Source organism: Natrarchaeobius oligotrophus (genome assembly GCF_003841465.1).
GTDB lineage: Archaea > Halobacteriota > Halobacteria > Halobacteriales > Natrialbaceae > Natrarchaeobius > Natrarchaeobius oligotrophus.
Map to the genome: position 1 here is coordinate 43,157 of NZ_REFZ01000019.1, position 18,872 is coordinate 62,028.

18 protein-coding genes are annotated in these 18,872 nt (G+C 64.0%); 3 read left to right on the forward strand and 15 right to left on the reverse strand.

What is annotated here, in order from left to right; genetic code table 11:
- Nucleotides 1-324: 324 nt before the first annotated feature.
- From EA472_RS18740 to EA472_RS18785, 10 genes are all read right to left on the reverse strand, one after another.
- Nucleotides 325-1,497 (reverse strand): M20 family metallopeptidase, encoded by a 1,173-nt coding sequence (locus tag EA472_RS18740; protein ID WP_124193032.1) that lies wholly within the window; start codon nucleotides 1,495-1,497, stop codon nucleotides 325-327.
- Nucleotides 1,498-1,548: 51 nt separating this feature from the next.
- A complete protein-coding gene (locus tag EA472_RS18745; protein ID WP_124193033.1) occupies nucleotides 1,549-2,799 on the reverse strand; it encodes a Zn-dependent hydrolase in 1,251 nt (416 codons plus the stop codon).
- Nucleotides 2,800-3,027: 228 nt separating this feature from the next.
- A complete protein-coding gene (locus EA472_RS18750; RefSeq protein ID WP_124193034.1) occupies nucleotides 3,028-3,972 on the reverse strand; it encodes a nitrilase family protein in 945 nt (314 codons plus the stop codon).
- A 268-nt stretch (nucleotides 3,973-4,240) separates the two neighbouring features.
- On the reverse strand, nucleotides 4,241-5,674 hold the full coding sequence (locus EA472_RS18755) for a sodium:solute symporter family transporter (RefSeq protein WP_124193035.1): 1,434 nt from the start codon (nucleotides 5,672-5,674) through the stop codon (nucleotides 4,241-4,243).
- A gap of 608 nt (nucleotides 5,675-6,282) precedes the next feature.
- Nucleotides 6,283-6,459, reverse strand: coding sequence for a hypothetical protein (locus tag EA472_RS22640; RefSeq protein WP_165874941.1), 177 nt, complete (start codon nucleotides 6,457-6,459; stop codon nucleotides 6,283-6,285).
- Between the two features lie 672 nt (nucleotides 6,460-7,131).
- Complete coding sequence (locus EA472_RS18770) at nucleotides 7,132-7,569, reverse strand: PIN domain-containing protein (protein ID WP_124193037.1); 438 nt, start codon at nucleotides 7,567-7,569, stop codon at nucleotides 7,132-7,134.
- Nucleotides 7,566-7,871: an AbrB/MazE/SpoVT family DNA-binding domain-containing protein gene (locus EA472_RS18775; RefSeq protein ID WP_124193038.1), complete on the reverse strand. Its 306-nt coding sequence runs from the start codon at nucleotides 7,869-7,871 to the stop codon at nucleotides 7,566-7,568. Before EA472_RS18775 ends, EA472_RS18770 begins: the two co-directional genes overlap by 4 nt.
- A 360-nt stretch (nucleotides 7,872-8,231) precedes the next feature.
- Complete coding sequence (locus EA472_RS22645; protein ID WP_165874942.1) at nucleotides 8,232-8,408, reverse strand: hypothetical protein; 177 nt, start codon at nucleotides 8,406-8,408, stop codon at nucleotides 8,232-8,234.
- A gap of 322 nt (nucleotides 8,409-8,730) precedes the next feature.
- The gene (locus EA472_RS18780; RefSeq protein WP_124193039.1) at nucleotides 8,731-9,153 is read right to left on the reverse strand and encodes a type II toxin-antitoxin system VapC family toxin; all 423 of its coding nucleotides are present in this window, start codon (nucleotides 9,151-9,153) and stop codon (nucleotides 8,731-8,733) included.
- On the reverse strand, nucleotides 9,153-9,410 hold the full coding sequence (locus EA472_RS18785) for a hypothetical protein (RefSeq protein ID WP_124193040.1): 258 nt from the start codon (nucleotides 9,408-9,410) through the stop codon (nucleotides 9,153-9,155). Before EA472_RS18785 ends, EA472_RS18780 begins: the two co-directional genes overlap by 1 nt.
- Before the next feature lie 109 nt (nucleotides 9,411-9,519).
- On the opposite strand from EA472_RS18785, the gene EA472_RS18790 reads away from it, so the two are divergent.
- A complete protein-coding gene (locus EA472_RS18790; protein WP_124193041.1) occupies nucleotides 9,520-10,473 on the forward strand; it encodes an AAA family ATPase in 954 nt (317 codons plus the stop codon).
- Nucleotides 10,474-10,500: 27 nt separating this feature from the next.
- On the opposite strand, the gene EA472_RS18795 is transcribed toward EA472_RS18790, so the two are convergent.
- The 5 genes from EA472_RS18795 to EA472_RS18815 all read right to left on the reverse strand — a co-directional run bounded on the left by EA472_RS18795 (nucleotide 10,501) and on the right by EA472_RS18815 (nucleotide 16,705).
- The gene (locus tag EA472_RS18795; protein WP_124193042.1) at nucleotides 10,501-12,195 is read right to left on the reverse strand and encodes a hypothetical protein; all 1,695 of its coding nucleotides are present in this window, start codon (nucleotides 12,193-12,195) and stop codon (nucleotides 10,501-10,503) included.
- Nucleotides 12,192-13,526, reverse strand: a complete 1,335-nt coding sequence (locus tag EA472_RS18800) for a DUF58 domain-containing protein (protein ID WP_124193043.1) — start codon at nucleotides 13,524-13,526, stop codon at nucleotides 12,192-12,194. The genes EA472_RS18795 and EA472_RS18800 overlap by 4 nt, the downstream gene beginning before the upstream one ends.
- 31 nt (nucleotides 13,527-13,557) lie before the next feature.
- Nucleotides 13,558-14,283 (reverse strand): DUF7269 family protein, encoded by a 726-nt coding sequence (locus EA472_RS18805; RefSeq protein WP_124193044.1) that lies wholly within the window; start codon nucleotides 14,281-14,283, stop codon nucleotides 13,558-13,560.
- Nucleotides 14,280-16,034, reverse strand: coding sequence for a hypothetical protein (locus EA472_RS18810; protein WP_124193045.1), 1,755 nt, complete (start codon nucleotides 16,032-16,034; stop codon nucleotides 14,280-14,282). Before EA472_RS18810 ends, EA472_RS18805 begins: the two co-directional genes overlap by 4 nt.
- Before the next feature lie 218 nt (nucleotides 16,035-16,252).
- Nucleotides 16,253-16,705 carry a TRAM domain-containing protein gene (locus EA472_RS18815; RefSeq protein ID WP_124193046.1) on the reverse strand — a complete coding sequence of 151 codons (453 nt, stop codon included), beginning with the start codon at nucleotides 16,703-16,705 and terminating at the stop codon, nucleotides 16,253-16,255.
- A gap of 205 nt (nucleotides 16,706-16,910) precedes the next feature.
- Between EA472_RS18815 and EA472_RS18820 the strand changes: the two genes are divergently transcribed.
- Both EA472_RS18820 and EA472_RS18825 read left to right on the forward strand, forming a co-directional pair.
- Nucleotides 16,911-17,702: an electron transfer flavoprotein subunit beta/FixA family protein gene (locus tag EA472_RS18820; RefSeq protein ID WP_124193047.1), complete on the forward strand. Its 792-nt coding sequence runs from the start codon at nucleotides 16,911-16,913 to the stop codon at nucleotides 17,700-17,702.
- A complete protein-coding gene (locus EA472_RS18825) occupies nucleotides 17,699-18,652 on the forward strand; it encodes an electron transfer flavoprotein subunit alpha/FixB family protein (protein ID WP_124193048.1) in 954 nt (317 codons plus the stop codon). The genes EA472_RS18820 and EA472_RS18825 overlap by 4 nt, the downstream gene beginning before the upstream one ends.
- Nucleotides 18,653-18,872 lie beyond the last annotated feature (220 nt).

Sequence of the window (18,872 nt, forward strand, 5' to 3'; positions counted from 1 at the left end):
CGGCGGTGACCGCTACTGCTTGCCTCGAGTTCGATCCGGATCCGACCGCACTGTGGCGGGGCGTCGTCTGCAAAGCGGATCGAACCGGCGACGAACACGAAAACGACGTCACGCTGGAGTTGACAAGGGCGTCCCTGGTCGTTCGACGTCGACGCGGATCACCGGGACGGCGACGGCAGGTACCAGCTCTCACGGAGTTCGAGCGCTCCCGGCGACGAGCCGACGCAATTCGGGCGATCGGTACACGTCAAGAGGTGGTCACCGAACGTAGCGTGATCGGTTTTTCCGCCCGTCGAACAGTCAGGACGTTTTCCGACGGTTGCGTTACGCGTCGGATCCACCGCCGAGAACGTCCCGCCCCGCCTCGAGGACGATCTCGAGTCCCGCGACCGCGTCCTCGAGATCGACGTGCTCGTCGTACGTGTGCGCCTGAGCGAGGTCACCCGGTCCCCACGTAATGGCCTGCATTTCCGCGTCGTTCACGAAATTCCGGACGTCGGTGGAGGCTTCGATACCCCACGGATCCGTCGGCGCGTCGGCGATCGCCTCGGAGTGCTCCCGGAAAATGGCAGCTAACGGACTATCCGGATCGATCGCCGCCGATTCGTACGTTCGGGTCCGTTCCCACGCCGTTTCGATGCCGTGTCTCGCTTCGACGTCGACCAGCAGTTCGTCGATCTCCCGATCGATTTGTTCGACGGTTTCGTCCGGAAGAAACCGCCGATCGACCGTGATCGTGGCAGCTTCCGGAACGACGTTCTCTTTCGTTCCGGCTTCGAGTCCCGTCACCGTCGCGTACGCCTGGCCGACTAGCTCGTCGGTCCGTTCCCTGATAGCGTCGTCGTACTCGACGAGCGCATCGAGAACGGGCCGTGATCGAACGATCGCGTTCTTCCCTTGATCCGGCCGACTCGCGTGGGACGGTTCTCCGTCGACGCGAATCTCGTACCACGCGAGTCCCTTCTCGCTCGTCGCGGTTCGGAACCCGGTCGGCTCCAGGACGACGCCGTAGTTCCCGTCGTATCCGCGCTCTAGCAGCGTTTTCGTTCCCGGTTCGGCCGTTTCTTCCCCGATAGCAGCGTGGAAGACGATCGATCCCGAGAGATCGCCCGATTCGATCTCGTCGGCAAACTGCGCCGTCGCGAGCATTCCGATCGCGACGCCCGTTTTCATATCGGCGCTCCCACGACCGTACAGCCGGCCCTCCTCGATCGTCGGCACGTACGGATCGTGGTCCCACTGCTCGCGATCCCCGGCGGGGACGACGTCGATGTGTCCGTTCAGGATGAGTTCCGGAGAGCCCTCGCCAACTCCGACGCCGACCTGGGGTCGATCGGGATCGGGTTCGAAGACCAGTTTCGCGCCGATATCACGTTCGGCGAACCAGCCTCGAATGTACTCCGCACATTCGCGCTCGTTTCCGGGCGGGTTCTCCGTTTCGATCGAAACCAGGTCGGTAACGAGCGCCTCCAATTCCGTCCGCCTATTCTCCGTCATGCGTGGTCGTATTCCTTCGGTCGAACGTCGTCTCGGCGTTTACGAACCCACTCATCGATCGCTTCGAGCGACTCGGTCGGTCGCAAGCTGAAACGCCGCGTTCGCGAGCGTGTTTGCTGCCGCGTAGCAATCGTCCCAACTCGTATACTCCTCTGGCGAATGGCTCTTTCCGCCCTCGCTGACCGCGAAGACCATACTCGCGTCCGTGACGGATGCGAGATGTGTCGCGTCGTGTCCAGCGCCGGAGATCAACCGTTTGCTGTCGTACTCGAGTTCGTCGGCGGCCGACTGGACGGCGTCGATACACCGATCCGCGAACTCGACGCTCGGGGCCCGCATCGTCTCTTCGTACTCGAGGTCGACGCCTTCGCGTGAGGCAGCGTGCTCCGCCTCTCGGACGACCGTTTCGAACGCCCGCTCGACGACGGCGTCGTCGGGATCGCGGAACCCCCACGTTATCCTCACCTCGCCGGGAATGACGTTCACCGAGTTCGGATCGACGTCGAGGTAGCCGACGGTCCCGACGGTCCGTTCGCCGAGCGTTCCCGGAATCCGTCGGACCTGCGTGATGACGTCAGCGGCCGCGACGAGCGCGTCGCTTCGGTGATTCATCGGCGTCGGTCCGGAGTGATCCGCCTCCCCCGTGAACGTCACTTCACCCCACGTGAATCCGACGATACCGGTGACGACGCCGACGTCAGCCTCCGCCGTCTCGAGCGACGGGCCCTGTTCGACGTGCAACTCGAGATACGCTTCGTACTCTTTCTGGGGGCTTGCGGGAGCCCCGCCTTTGTACCCGATCCGCTCGAGTTCGTCCGCAACCGTCTCGCCGTCGGCATCGGCTTTTTCGTACTCGTCAGCGATATCGTGCGCTCCCGCCCAGACCCCGCTTCCTTGCATCGCCGGCTGGAACCGTGATCCCTCCTCGTTCGTCCAGTTGACGATCTCGATCGGATGGTTCGGCGTGATAGCACGCTCGTCGAGCGTCAAAACGAACTCGAGCGCGGCCACGATGCCGAGCGCACCATCGTATTGTCCCCCATTGGGCTGTGAATCGAGATGTGAACCGAGCAGTACCGTCGAAGCGTTCGGATCGCTTCCTTCGAGCCGCCCGAACGTATTCCCGAACTCGTCGATGCGAACGTCGAGTCCGGCGACGTCCAGTTTCTCGAGAAACCAATCTCGGACCTCTCGGTCAGCGTCGGACAACGCGAGACGATCCAATCCACCGTCTTCGGTCGCACCGATCGCTGCCTGCTCTCGCATCAGGCGAACGAGTCGTTCACGATCTATCTCGATCATGTTGGATACCGTCTTTCAACAGTATTAAAAATACTGCAGATATATTGGATCTGAGTTCTGCATTTCTACTGTACTATAGATCTGAGTTAAGAGCTATTCCGTCGTCAGTGACGAACTGCCGTCCCGCCCGACCGCTTGCCGATCGACCGACCGAGACCGTCTATCGGCGCGTCCAGTAGCGTTCGGCGGGATGACTCCGACGGTACTTCGTGGCGGTCGCCGATTCCGTTAAAACGGATGCGGCGTATCGTCGTATCCCAGCAATTCGTCGTAAAGGTCGGTTCGTCTGTCGCGAGGCACGACGTTCAGCTCGTTCCAGTTTTTCTCCGTCCGCGAAGCCATCAAATTACAGTCTTTAGCGATCAGTATCTCCTCATCTTCCTGGCTAGCCGGTCCAGCAACCGATCTTCCGGTCGGGTCGACGATAATGCTCTTTCCGAGAAACGGTTGGTCGCGCTCTACGCCGATTCGATCGGCACACGCGAACCAAACCGTATTCACGTGCGCGTTCGAAATGGCGAGATGATTCGCACGAGCGAGTTCGTTTCGTTCTAGCGTAGCGGACTGTTCGTCGGCCGTAATGGGGACCCAATTCGTCGGCTCCGCGACGATATCGACCCCTTTTTGGGCCTGGATTCGCGTAATCTCCGGGAACCACTGATCGTAGCAGACTTGCATTCCGATCCGTCCGATCTTCGTATCGAACACTTCGATCTCGTCGCCGGATTCGAACCAGAGCTTTTCTTCGTTCCAGAGATGGAGCTTCCGATGCGTTCCGACGTATCCGTCAGGGCCGAGTAGCACTGCCGAATTATAGAGTACGCCATCGTCCACTTCGGCGTATCCGCCGACGATGTAGATCTCCTCCTCTTCGGCGATTTCTATCCACCGTCGAGCCGTTTCGCCGGACGGAATCGGTTCCGCCGACGAATATGCTTCGCCACGAGAATTGAAAACGTACCCGGAGTTCGCCAATTCAGGTAAGACGATGAAGTCCCCTCCCCGATCGACGGCATCCCGAATACGTTCACAGGATCGATCTCTATTCCGTTCTACGTCACCGACTACTGGTTCGAATTGAATGCAGGCAATAGTCACCGTCGACTCTCGTCCAGAAACTCTCTCATCTATAGTTTGGCTGCCGATATCTTTAGTGACCTCTCTGGATGTCATACACTATCATTTCACGTCCCTCTCCAAATATGTATCGACACTCCATATTTTTGATACGCAACGTTAGCGCCCATTCACCACTGTATCGGCACCTCGATCCATTTCTGGACCGCTTGAAGAAATCCCTCCGTGAAGGGGCGTATCGATTACCAGATTTCCTTTCGCTTGAACTCTATTATAGTGTAGCAGATAATTATGGTACTGACGAGCGCTGCACCCGTAATTCCCAGTCCGACGATGAACACGAACAGCTCTTGGCTCGCTTGCATTAGTCACTCACCTCCTCGTAGCGCGTGCCGGCGTCGTGGAGTTGCCGCCAATCGAACGTGGACGGCTGGAGGAGCGATCCGACGAACGTGACGATGAACGAAATCCAGCCGCTCGCCACGATCCCCTGAAGATCGCCGATAGTGAAGTAGACCGCGTAGCCGACGACCGTCGCGGAGATCACTGCCGCGAAAACGACATCCGGATTCGTTTTCTCCCACCAGAGACCGAGCACGATGGGGAACACGAAGGCAGCATTGATCACGCCCAGGAAGATCAGCATTTCGAGCATAGTGAGTATTTGTGGAAGGCTAAACAATAACCCCGCGAGCCCGACCACGATGGTCAAATATTTTCCGTACTGAAGCAGTTCGTTATCGGACGGACGGTCGTCTTTGACTCGCGGAACGAGATCGTTCATCAACAACGTCGCTAACGCGTTGATACTGGCAGCCGTCGTAGACGCAAGCGCCGTCCACACGGCTACCAAAAAGAGCCAGCCGGCAGCGTCTCCGCCGTAGATCTGTGCAACCAGCGGCGCTACCTGGTTCGGGTGTACGGGCTCTTCACCGAACCCGATAGCGACGAACGCCAGACTCGCGACCGCAAGCGGGACGAGCATCCATCCGATGCCGCTCAACAGAAACGTCTTCACGACGTCCTCGCGACGGATCGCATAGGCACGCTGCCAAAACGTGTTATCCATAAACACTTCACCGATCAAGAACACCGCCCCCGCAAACATGAACAGGAGAGCCGTTTCGTTCAATAGATCGAGCCGTTCGGGTGCCAACTCGGCCATTCCGTTGTAGGTTGGCGCGAAGCCGACGTTGAAATAGACGAGTGGGGGAATAACGATCGCAACGACGAGGATCAACAGAACCTGGAAATACGCAACGCCAGCAACGCTTCGAAATCCACCGTAGTACGAGTACGCAATCACCACGCCGAACGTCAGCATAACCGACAGATAGTACGGAATATCGAACACTTGCTCGAGGAGAACGCCGCCCCCGATTCCTTGAGTGACGATCAGCCCGATTACGTACACGATGAGAAGCGAGATAAACAGGTAGTAGTTCTTCGAGTCGAATCTCCGACCGTAATAGTCGCCGACGGTCTTTCCGTGGGGAATTACTTGATGTATCCGTTTCGAAAAGAGTCCGAAAATGACGACGGCGATTCCGCCGCCGAATCCGTAGGCGAGTGCGCCCGTGATCCCCCAGTTAAATGCGCTCTCCGGTGCCGCTAACATCGTATTGCCGGTAATCCAGAACGCGAGCAAGGAAGTCATGCCGAATGCGACGCCGAGTTTTCCACTACCGACGATATACTCATCGGCGGCAGAAACCTTTCTGGAGAAGTACAATCCAGCCAGTATAAAAAGGACACCGAGAACGACGACGATCCCGATATTAATCCACGGGAGGCTCATATTTCGCCCCGTTCCTCTGGTGTGTCACTAACCGGTTCTCTGGTACCGTACACACCAAAGAACGGTGCCACGACCAATATCGTGAGGATCGCTAACAGTACGAGCGCCGCGTACGTCCATAGCATGAGCGACATGGTCACTAGTGACATAATACTCCGACTTATAATTTCCGGGTATGAGGGAGTTTAGTCGAATTACGTGGATCTAAGGCCGCATTATCGGGAACAAATTCTCCTGTAGTACATATCTTTGAAAGGAGTCCAGTATCGGTTTAGCACGAGCCTCTCGTGTCGCACGTAGTCGATCTCACTGCGTGGCGTTGATCGCGTGTTCGTGCGGTTCTCTCTCCCGGCGTTCGCAGTCGTTCACCTCGAAGCTGGAACGCTCTGAGAGACTGTGTGAGTTCATCGAGATTGAGACTACTGATCGGCAAGCCGTCATCGAATCTCGTCGATCACCTCCACCTCGAGCGACCCAGTTTCGATCACAACCCGATACCTCCGTACTCGAGGCGAACCGTGCCGTCGGCGTCGGACTCGAGCAGCGAGACGAGCACGTCGGGGCCGACAGGTTCGTCCAGCGGCGGGAATGAAATCCCGCGACGGCCCTCACGGGCCGCGACACGAACGAGTGCCCCAGCGCAGGCTCGAGGTCTCGCGATCGGGAACGAATTCGACGATCGTCGTCTCGAATGCGGATTCGCAGTCGGGGCAGGCGATCGTGCCGTCTGTCTGCTCCGTTCGAACGTCGGTGCCACAGTCGCAGTGAATGGTGAGTCGTGTCATGCGTAGCTCCGTCTCGAGATCCGACGTAACGGAGCACAACCCAGTTACAACCAGCACGCTGTGACACTGGCTCGGTGGGGCCGGGGCGTCAGACTGGTTCGGCGACACGTCGGCAGGTCTTTATTTCGCCGCCGACAATCGTGAGTTGCCTCCGCTACGCGGAGGTCGCAGTGAGCCGGAGTCCTTGCCACCAAGCAGAGTACTCCGGCTCTTTGCGCACTTTACGTGCGCGACTATACGTTATTCAACCAACGTAAAGAACGTTAGGATACTAACCGTTGGTGTGCTGGGGTAATGGAGTCGATAGCGTTTCGAAGGACGCTCGAGTTCGCCTTTCTCGTCTCCGACGAGGCGACGTCGGTTACCCCTCGGCCGCGCCAACGGTGGGGCCTCGAGGGATTCCGTCGCCCACCCGCTCACCGGAGTTGGGATGGGGAAGAATCGTTCTGCTATCGTGGCAATGGGGAGTAGCCACGTCCTCCCCAGCCGATTCGCCCCCTCCGGTCGCTCATCCCTCGCGCAGGTTCGTCGAGCGGTCTCGTCGTCACTCGGCCGCTCGACGGCGCGCGCCACCGCTGGTCGGAGGAGCACAGTGGGACCGGTTTATCCTCACCCGTCGTATCGAAGTAGAGAGCCTACGTAGCGGTGTGAGTGCTGTTCTATGGCACCTTACTAAACACCATCCTCGCGAAACCGAATCAAATCGACGTCGATCGGGAGCGTCTCGAAGTCGTCGTCGGCACCGGCGATCAGCGTCGCACCCGTCTCGTGGGCGAGTGCAACGCCGTGAGCGTCCGCAAACGAGATGTGTCCATCTGCTTTTACTTCGCCAGCAAGTCGCCAGTCAGCACGTTCGATCTGAATCCCCCACCGCTCGAGTGCACGGAGATCGCGATCGGCAGTTCGGAGTGAGGCCGTCGTCGGCTCGTCGTCGATACCCTCGAAGCGAGCAACGAGATAGAGTACTTCACCAGCGTTGGTTTCTGCCAGCAGTCCTTCGACGGCCCCGTCACGAACGTCTGCAAGATACTCTTCGACGACACTCCGACCCGGTTCGTCGTAAAGGTAGGCGATGATCGCTTCGGTGTCGAAGACGTACCGGTCGCTCATTTATCCTCCGAGTCAGTCGGTCGGAGTCGGTCGGCACGGCCATCCTCACGCCGGCGTTCCTCGCGTTTCAGCTCGCGAACCCGATCGAGCACGTCGCCACGCTCGCGGTCAGTATCGGCGTGAATCCCGCCTAACTCTTCGAGCGACGGAATCGGTTCGACGACGATTCGCTCGTCTTCCTCGTACACGAACACCTCACCAGGGGTGTCGATCCCGAACTTCTCTCGGAGCGCCTTCGGGATCGTCGCCTGTCCCTTCTGCGAGACGCGTACGACCTTTGGCTCTCGAGTATTACTCGACATATTATGTTGTACGACAACCTCTATGTACTACTAACTGACGGTGGGACGATGACAGATCCGTCTGATCGCGACCATCCGGACGGTCAGTGATCAGTTCGGGAACGACTCGCATTTTCGCCGGATAGTCACAGAACGGACGTGCGAACAGCTCTATGACCCCTCACACCGAGACTATCGATCGACAAGCCGTCATCGAACCTCGTCGATCACCTCCACCTCGAGCGACCCAGCTTCGATCACGAACCGATACCTCCGTACTCGAGGCGAACCGTGCCGTCGGCGTCGGACTCGAGCAGCGAGACGAACACGTCGGGGTCGACAGGTTCGTCCAGCGGCGGGAGTGTCGTCCCGCGACGGCCCTTACGGGCCGCGACACGAACGAGTGCCGTAGCGCAGGCTCGAGGGCTCGCGATCGGGAACGAATTCGACGATCGTCGTCTCGAATGCGGATTCGCAGTCGGGGCAGGCGATCGTGCCGTCGGTTTGCTCCGTTCGGACGTCGGTACCGCAGTCGCAGTGGATGGTGAGTCGTGTCATGCGTAGCTCCGTCTCGAGATCCGACGTAACGGAGCACAACCCAGTTGCACAACCAGCACTCCGTGACACTGGCTCGGTGGAGCCGGGGCGTCAGACTGGTTCGGCGACACGTCGGCAGGTCTTTATTTCGCCGCCGACAATCGTGAGTTGCCTCCGCTACGCGGAGGTCGTAGTGAGCCGGAGTGTTGGTAGGAGCCTCAGGCTCCGGCTCATGCGCACTTTACGTGCGCGACTATTACTTGTGCAACCAACGTGATGGGAGTTAGGATTTTAACTATTCCCGTTCAGAGCAAGCCGCAGCAGTCGTCAAGCAGTCGGACGTTCACGAAGTGTACGTCCGAATATGCTCCGCTAACTCGAGGTAGTCTCCGTGGAGATCATCGAGTAACTTCCCATCAGCGGTGTACGCTACCGAGTCGAGCTTTTGAGCGAGCGCAATGTACGACGCGTCGTAGAGAGTGATATCGAGATCGGTTGCGACTTCTGCGACGGGTCCACTGTTATCGAAAGGGATGAGATCGATACCGTATTCTGGAAGTGATTTTGAGGCTTCTTGCAGACGCGGGCCATCGTAGTGGCCGCTGTATTTGAGCGCGTTTACCGCCTCAAATGGCATGAGCGCCGGAGCGACCAGGTCGAACTCCCCGTCGAGATAATCGTCACGGAGCGCACGAGCCGCTTCGTAGTGCTGTTCGGGAATGTACCACTTCACGACGACGCTCGTGTCGACGACGATCTCGGACATCAGTTGGAATTGGCCCCGTATCGCTTCTCTCGCCACTCGCGGACGGTGTCCGCCGTATTTTCGTCTCTTACGTCCGCTTCGTCGATCTCGTTGCTCAATCGCTCGCTCGTCGCTACCGCGTGCCCGATGCTGCGCGATTCCAACCGCTCGATCTCCTCTTCGATATTGGATCTGAGTACGGCACTCCAGTTGATTTCACCGTGCTCATCCATCTTTTCTTTTAAGCCGTCCGGGACTCGGAAACTGACGGTCGCCATACTGTATTACATGCAATACTGAGTAAAAAGTAGTTCGGTGGTCGTTCCCGAATCCGCTCCTCGAGAACGGGCCGGACCATATATGGGCGTCGGGAAAATGGACGGTCCTATGAACGTTGCCGAAGCCGCCGGGGCGTGTTCGGCCGTAATCGAGGAGGTCCGGACCGCCGTCGTCGGCGACCGCGAGCGCTTCGAGACGATCCTGACCGCCGTTCTCGGGGGCGGACACGTCCTGATCGAGGACGTTCCCGGCACCGGAAAGACGCTGACGGCGCGGTCGCTCGCGACGGCGCTCGGCCTCGAGTTCGGCCGGATCCAGTTTACGCCCGACTTGCTGCCCGCGGACATCACGGGAACGCACGTCTACGACGAACGCGACGGCACGTTCGAGTTCGAGGCCGGCCCGATCTTCGCGAACGTCGTCCTCGCCGACGAGATCAACCGCGCGCCGCCGAAGACCCAGGCCGCCCTCCTCGAGGCGATGGGCGAGCGGCAGGTGTCGGTCGGCGGCGAGACGCGCGCGCTCCCGGAGCCGTTTTTCGTCGTGGCGACGCAGAACCCGGTCGAGCAGGAGGGAACCTTTCCGCTGCCGGAGGCCCAGGTCGACCGGTTCATGATCGAGACGGCGATGGGATACCCCGACCGCGACGGCGCGCTCGAGTTGCTCGACCGCCGCGCCGATCGGCGCTCGAGAACGCCGGGGGTCTCCCGCGTCGTCGATCGGGAGACGGTTCTGTCGTTGCAGTCGGTTCCGGAAACGGTCTCCGTCGAACGCGAACTCAGGGAGTACGTCGTCGACGTCTGCCGGGCCACCCGCGACGACGAGCGGGTCGCCGTCGGCGTCTCGCCGCGGGGAATCCAGCGGCTGTTCGAGGCCGCTCGAGCCCGCGCCGTCGTCGTCGGTCGGGAGTACGTTGCCCCGGAGGACGTCCACGCGGTCGTCCATCCGGTGCTCGATCACCGGATCGTGCTCACGACCGAGGCGGACGTCCGCGGCGTAGACCGCCGCTCCGTCGTCGCGACCGCGCTGAACGGCGTCCCGGTTCCGGCGATGGGGAAGTGAGGCGACCGCTGGCCGAACGGACGCGAATCAGGCTCGAAGCGACCACGCGACGACCACGACGGCGAGCACCCCGACCGCGACGACGATCGCGGCGGACGTCCGATCCGCGACGACGGGATCGGTCGCGATCCACCGCGAGAGCGCGATCGTCGCGCCGGCGACGGCCGCTCCCGACAGCAGCGTTCCCGTGACGTGGACGAGTTCGACTCGGAGCGTCGGCGACTCCCGACCGAGTTCGTAACGGACGCCGTCGGCGTACTCGCCGACGTCCCAGAGCACGAACGCCAGCGCTCCGGCGACGATCGCGAGTTCGATTCGGCCGACGACCGCGAGGCCGACCGCCAGCGCGAACGCGCTCCCGGCCGCGAGCGCCCCGCCGATCGCCCGTTCCGGCAACAGCCTGAGCACCCGCAACGCGGTCACCGTCGACAGGAGCCCCGAGAGCGAACACAGCGCGACGACCAGAAGCGCCGCAACCAGCGCGGACCGGGGGAACGCACCGATCGATCCGACCAGCGACGGCGGGGCCGTCCCCTCGAGCGCCGCCGCGAGGTCGACGCCGGAGCCGACCGTCGAGAGCGCGAGTGCGATCACGACCGCGACGGTCGCCGCGCCGATCGCAGGCGCACAGAGGCGCGCGCCCACGACCGCGACGTTTCGGCGGCGGGTCCGACGAACCCACTCGAGCGCCGACACCGAAATCGACAGCGCGAGCACCGCCAGCAAGACGAGCCGGAGCGACGAGGCGGTCGCGACGGCTGCGAACGCGGAGCCGATCGGCGCGGGCAGTTCGCTCGCGACGGCCGCAGGCGTCACCGGAACGTCCGCGAACCGATCGGTGGCCGACGGCGTTACGAACGCGACGAGGACGATCACGACGGCGAACCGAGCCGCGTGCGAACAGCCCCGTCGGACCTCCCCCATCGCGTTCTCGAGCGTCTCGCGGCGATCCGGCGGAACGAGCCGCTCGAACGCGACGAACTCGAGGGTGACGGTGCCGGCGGTCGCGGCGACGAACAGGAGGGCGGCGAACCAGACGACCGCCCAGGTGCCGTCGGCGACGACCAGCGCGTCCCAGGCGACGCCGAAGACGCTCGAGGCCGCCTCGCCGGCGCGTGCTCGTGCCGTCGAGTCGGGAAACAGCCGAACTGCGACGACGGCGACCACGCCGATCGCGGCCAGCGCCGCCCCCGTCGCACCGCGCCACGCGCCGCCGCGTCCGAGTCGGTGCCAGGAGACGAGCCCCGACGCGAGTCCGGCGACGACCAGCGCCCAGACGACGACGCCCGCGAACAGCGAAACGCCGCCGGAGAGCGCGAGCGCGCCGGCCAGCACGGTCGGCAGGACGGTCACTAGCGACGCCGGAACCGCGACCGCGCCGCCGAGCGTCCGAACGCGGGGATCGTCGCTCGCGAGCAGAACGGTCGCGAGCGCGGCGACCAGCCCCGAGGCGATCGCGAGCAGGGCGAGGCCGACGCCGACGAGCGAGGTTCCGACCACGACGGCGAGGACGAGCGTGCAGCCGATCGTGGCGACGTCGCTGGCGGTCGGACGCGCGAGCACCTCGCGGACGCCGACGAGAGCCGAGGCGGCGACCCGCCGAACGGACGCGAACCCCCCGACTCGGGCCGTGCGAGACCGCCCGCTCGTCTCGCCGCTCGGCGGACGGATCGACGCCTCGGCGTCGTCGGCCGCGCGGTCGCCCTCGAGTTCGCCGGTCATCGACTCCACCACCCGGCGGCCGCCGCAGGCGTTCCTCGCGGAGCCGCGGCCCGTCCGCCAAACGCTCGAGCGAGTTCGACCGAGATCGGCTCCGCGAGATCCCAGTCGACGACGGTCGCGCCAACCCCGCGCAGTTCGTCCAGTCGGTTCGCGCGCTCGAGGCTCGCGATCCGGGCACCCGGTGAGACCGTTTGCGGGGTGACGCCGGACGTCACGTCGGGGGAGACGACCGCGACGTCCCGTCCGTGAGTGCGAAGCGTCTCGACGAGTTCGACCGCGCCGCGGTCGGTTAGCGGCGTACAGAGAACGACCTGGGTCCGGCGGGGGAGCCGTCGTTCGAGCTCGACCGCGAGGGAGCCGCCGTCGGCGACGGGGTCGTCGGTGCCAGCCCCGTCGCTCGCGGCGACTCGATCGCCCGCAATCGCGTCCGCAAGTCGCCGCCCCTCTCCGCGGTCGGCGGTCGGCTCGATCCACGTTCCACCCGAAAGCGTCGCCACGCCGGTTCGGTTGCCGTCGTCGAGCGACGCAACGACGCCCCGCGAGGCGGCGTAGAGGGTGAGATCGTAGGAGTCCGGGCCACCACCGAGCGAGTTTCGGTGAACGTCCCGCCGATCGTCGACGACGAACACGATCGTCACGGCCCGCTCTTCGCGGTATTCGACGGTGGCGAGCTCGCCGGTCCGAGCGAACCGGTGCCAGTCGATCCGGTTCGTCGGATCGCCGCGTCGGTACTCCCGCGTCGAAACGAACTCGATTCCGTCGCCGCCGTCGTCGGTCGGCGTTCGGCCGACGAACTGGATGGTCCGCTCCTGGACGGGGACGGTGTCGAGCAGCGTCTCGCAGCTGAACGTGGTCTCGCCGTCGGGTTCGCGCTCGTCGGTCGCGACGGCGGTCGCCGTCAGCGATCGGACGGCGGTTCTCACCCGACCGAACGCGAACTCGCCGCGCGGCGGCGTGAGTTCGTACCGGTGGCGCGCCGATTCGCCGGGTCGAAGCGCGGTCGCGAACGCCGGCGAGCCGTCGGTGACGGGGACGCCCTCCGGCGGCGAGTCGGCGACGCGAACGTCCGGGACGGTCCGTTCGCCCTCGTTGGTCACCGACAGGGTCACCGTCACCGACTGACCGGGACGAATCCGTCGGTCGTCGACGTCACGCTCGAGTCGAAGCGCCGTATCGGGGTCAGCGCTCAACTGGCCGACCAGGACGAACCCGAGCGCGACGACCGCGAGGAACAGAAGCGACGGAACGCCGAGCGCGACCGCGAGGAGACACGCGACCAGGCCGGCGACGAGTGCGCCCTGCCAGCGCGCCCGTCGGATCGTCTCCGTCACGCGGTCACCTCCGACCGCGTCGGCGCATCGATCACGTCGACTTCACCCCGGGTTCCGTCGCGCGGGCCGTCAACGTCGCACGCCCTGGGCTCTCCGAGGGTCGCGTCGGTTGCGACTGCAGCGCCTCGAGTTCGTCGATCGTGGCCTCGAGGCTCGCCTCGAACGGATCCACACCGCGGGCGAGGTCGAACAGCCAGCACCGCAGCGGCGTCGACGGCCCGGACTCGCCGGCGAGAAACGCCGCCGCCCGCGGGTCGTCGGTCCAGGTCCCCTCCTCGATCGCCGCGAGCGCGCGCTCGTCTCCGACGCCGACGCGGGTTGCGTACGTCGTCGCCGCGGTCCGTCGCAGCGAACCGACGAGTGCCTCGCGCGCGCTCGTTCGGACGTCGCGCGCCCCGTCGTCGGAGGCCGTCGCGCGATCGACGTACCGGTCGAACGATCCGCCGACGGTCGGACGAGTTCGAGCCGTCGACTTCCGACGCTCGGCCGCGCTCGAGTCCGTGGAATCGACCAGCGGATCGGGCCGCGTCGCTCGCAGTCTTCCCGCGAGTCCGAGCGTCGACGCGAAGAACACGAGCACGAGCGTCGCGATCAGGAGAATCGTTCCGGGGGGAAGCGATGCGAGCGCGGAGTCGAGGCGAGGCGCGAGGGCCACAACGAACTCCGGTCGACGGGCGAACGCCGCGCCGACGGCGAGCAACGCCCCCGCGCTAAGCGAGACGGCGAGCAGTCCGCGACGCGACGGAGTTCGACTCATTCGTTCCCCTCCGTTCGCGGGTCGTCGTCCGAGAGGGCGTCGCGCAGCCGCCTGTGCGCTCTCGTCGTCGAATCGACGTACGCCTCGGGATCGCGAGCGCCGTACTCGACGTCGCGAAACGAGTCGGTGATCGTCTCGACCGGCCCGTCGGGAGCACCCGCGCGTTTGGCACTTCGTTCGACGTCGGCCGGCGTGGCCGTTTCGACCCGCGCGGGCGTCATCGTCGAGACGTCGACGACGGCCGCGAACGCGTCGGCGATTCGTTCGCGCGCGCCGATCGAACCGCTACCGGCGGTGGCGGATTCGCTATCGGCATCCAGCAGCCGCGACGACGAGCCGTCGTGTCGCCCGCCCGGGCGATCGGAGCCGAGTAGACGGTTCAATTCGGCGCGGACGAGCGCCGGAAGCTCCCGGATCGAGCCGAGTTCGCGGAGGGCCGACGCGGCCCGCTCGAGTGCCCGCGAGAAGGCGACGACGCCGGTCAACACGAGCGAGACGAGCCGTCCGGCAATCGATCGAAGCGTACCGATCGGATCGTCGCGCGCGTACAGGAGGTATCCGACGGCTATCGCGGCGAGTGCGAGCACTGCGAGGATGACGGTGGAGGTAGAGGGGGAGGGGAGCGCGTCCTCGACGGCCGACTCGCCGCCCTCGGTGGTTGCAGCGGTACTCGAGTCGTCCCCGTCTTCCGTCTCGCTCGCGTGGTTCGATTCGTCCCCGTCGTCGACGGTATCGGTCTCGAGTCGCGGCTCGCCGGTGCCGTCGGCGGATTCGTTCGCGGAGTCGATCACTTCACCGGAACTCCCGCCAGCCGGTTCGTCGACGTTCTCGCTCGGTTCGCCGTCGACGGCCGAGTCCCCGGCGTCAGGATCGGTCGAGACGGGACCGTCGTCGTCGATCCGGGAATCGTTCACGTCGTGGACCGTCGAATCGCTCGAGTCCGCGTGGAGACCGCCCTCGTCTGACGTCGGCCCGTCGTCGTCGGACGGATCGTCACCCTCGGCGTCGGAGAGGTCGGCACCTGCGGCGTCGTGGAGACCGTCGGTGGATTCGTTCGAGTCGGCGAGGGTATCGTCATCGACGTCCGCTCCGGGATCGACCCCCGCGACGGCAGACTCGCCGCCGTCCGAATCCGCGACGCCGGAGCCACCGTCCGAACCCGTGACGTCGGAGCCACCGTCCGACGTGAGCAACTCGCCGAACTCGCCGCCCATCCCGTTCCGGGCGGGATTTTCGGCAGGCCGATCTGCGACGCGGTCGTTCACGTCCCCGGACTCGAGCGAATCCCCTTTCTGGCCGACCGCGGACGAATCGGCGTCGACGTCGTCCCCCGAGAACAGCGTTCCGAGTCCGTACAGCGCGCCGCCGGCGATACGTTCCGCGGGACCGGCGCCCGTCCGGTCGGATGCGGGGGACGAATCCGCGGGCTCCTCGAGCGCTTGCCCATCCGAATCAGGTGCTGAATCGGATTCTGCGCTTTCGGCCGAGTCGGCCGTCCCGTCACCGTCGGCGAACTGATCTCCGCCGTCCGTCGCGGCATCGTCGCCGGCCGCGGGCACCTGGCTCTCGCGATCCGTCGGAGAATCTGCGTCGCGATCGGAGCCGTCAGTTCGATCGGATAGTAGTCCGTTCGCCGGCGCGTCGGACGCGAGCATCGGCATCGCACCTGCAACGAGCGCGACGCCACAGATCGCACAGACGACCGCGACGACGGCGAGCGTCCGCCGCCCGACGTTCGGTCCGGCTGCCATTAATCACGTGCTACCACGACGAGACGACATTTACCTCTTGTTGCGCGAACCGTCGGCTGAGTGTCGGCGTAAGCGTCGACGGGTTCCGGACCCGAGAGTACGAGGATACGGACGCTCGCAGGAACGATCGCTCGAAACTATCAAAACTCAGTGCAAAAACCGCGCCGGATCGACTCTCAACTGTCCACGCGTCGATCCGAATCGGATCGATCGGCCGGTTACGATCCCCAGAAGTTCTCTCGGCTGCCGAGTTGCTCTCGGTCGTGTCGCGGGCCGGTTCCCGAGTCCGACTCGCTGGCCCGGTCGTCGTCCGACTCGTCGGCGTCGTCCTCCTCGGGCATCGGCAGAATCTCGAGTTCGTCTGCACGTGCGTGATTGCTGTGAACTCGGGTGATCTCGACGCGGGCGCGAGCATCCGGGAGGACGCCGTCGACCATGACAATAAAGCCGTCGTCGGTTCGGCCGACGCCGGCGCCGCTTTCGTGCATGTCGACGACGTCGATAACGACCTCTTCGCCGGGTTTGACCGGCTGAGTTTTCAGGTCCTGGATCGGCTGGCTGTAGTGTTGGCACCACTCTTTCCCGCCGCGATCCCCGTAGTGTTGACATCCCATTCCGGAGATCCGTTCGGAAAAACTCGGGCAGTCGTCGGCGAGTGGACAGTCGGCCATACACGTAGTACTCACGGCGTCGTTAAACCGTTTCCGTCTCGGTACGACGGTTCGGTCGGCGGTTTCGAGCGAGCGATCGGTGAACGAACCACCACGCCGACGCTCGAGTTCGATCGCGACGAGGTCGGAAGCTGTCGAGTGAACGCCACGTGACGGAGTTAGTGTTTCGAAAACGTTTACGGGGGTGGCGTGGGAGTGAACAACGATGAAAATCCTCGTTACGGTCAAGGAAGTCGAGACCGTCGAAGACGAGTTCGAAATCGAGGGGATAGCGATCGCCGATCGGTACCTCGGTGCCGACCTCAACGAGTGGGACGATTACGCCGTCGAAGAGGCCGTCCAGCTCAAAGAGGCGGGCATCGCCGACGAGGTCGTCACGGTCACGATCGGTCCCGGCGACTGTGAACAGACCATCCGGCAGGCGCTGGCGAAAGGTGCTGATCGGGCAATTCGCGTCTGGGACGACGCACTCGAGGGGTCGTCCCTCCTGGACGTGGGCGTCAAGACCGAACTGCTTTCCGCCGTCGTCGAGGACGAAGAGCCCGACCTCGTGCTCACCGGCGTCCAGTCGGACGACGACAGCTTCGGCGCGACCGGCGTCTCGCTCGCCGACGCCGTCGGCTACGAGTGGGCCGCCGTCGTCAACCATCTCGAGCACGACCTTGAGGACGGCGTCGCGTCGGTCCGCCGAGAACTCGAGGGCGGCGTCGAGGAACTCACCGACGTCACCCTGCCGGCCGTCCTGACCATCCAGACGGGGATCAACGAACCGCGTTACGCCAGCCTTCGCGGGATTCGCCAGGCCCAACGCAAGGAACTCGACGTTCAGGATCTCGCCGCACTCGGCGTCGACGAGGGTGCCGTCGACTCCGCGCTCGAACTGACGGCGATGTACGAACCCGAAAGCGAAAGCGACGTGACGATCTGGGAGGGTGGGACCGAGGAGACCGCCGGCAAACTCGCAGCGCTCCTTCGCGAGAAGGGGGTGGCACTATGACGGACGTTCTGGCCGTCGCCGACCACCGTCGCGGCGAGTTGCGCGACGTCAGCTACGAACTCATCACCGCGGGTCGGGTGCTCGCCAACGACACCGGCGGCGACCTGCACGTCGCGGTCATCAGCGGCACCGTCGACGAGTTCGCCGAAAAGTGCAACCGCGAGGGCGTCGACGCGGTCCACACGGTCGAGTACGGAGAGGAGTTCGATCACGGCGTCTACACTCAGACGACCGTCCAGCTCGCGGACGAACTCGATCCCCAGTACGTCCTGTTGCCAAACAGCGTCAACGGCCTCGATTACGCGCCCGCCGTCGCCAGCCGACTCGAGGTGCCCATCGTCACCGACGTGGTCGACCTCGAGAGCGACGGCGAGACGCTGATCGCGACCCGCGAGATGTACGGCGGCAAGGTCGAGACCACGGTCGAACTCGGGAGTCCGGCCGTCGCCACGGTTCGCGGTGCCGAGTGGCCCGCCGCGGAAGGGACCGGCGACGCGACGATCGAGCGTTTCGACGTCGACATCGACGAGGACGCCCTCGGCGCGACCGTCAACGGGTTCGAGGAGGTCGCTGGCGGCGACGTCGACATCAGCGACGCCGACGTGCTCGTCTCGGTCGGCCGCGGCATCGAAGAGGAAGAGAACCTCGAGATCATCCGCGATCTCGCCGACGCGCTGGATGCGACGGTCTCCTCGTCGCGACCGATCGTCGACAACGGCTGGCTCCCGAAGAACCGCCAGGTCGGTCAGTCGGGGAAGGTCGTCACGCCCGACGTCTACATCGCGATCGGCATCTCCGGGGCCGTCCAACACGTCGCCGGCATGAAGGGGTCGGATACGATCGTCGCGATCAACACCAATCCCAACGCGCCGATCATGGACATCGCGGACTACGCGATTCACGACGACCTCTTCGACGTGGTGCCGGCGCTTACAGAACAGTTTCAGTAAGCGCGGTTCGGAGCGAGCGCGGTTCGGAGCGAGCGCGGTTCGGAGCGAGCGCGGTTCGGAGCGAGCGCGGTTCGGAGCGAGCGCGGTTCGGAGCGAACGAAGTGAGCGAGAACCGCGTATGGCGAGCGGGGAGGAACGACCCGCGAGCCCCGAAGTGAGCGAGAACCGCGTATGGCGAGCGGGGAGGAACGACCCGCGAGCCCCGAAGTGAGCGAGAACC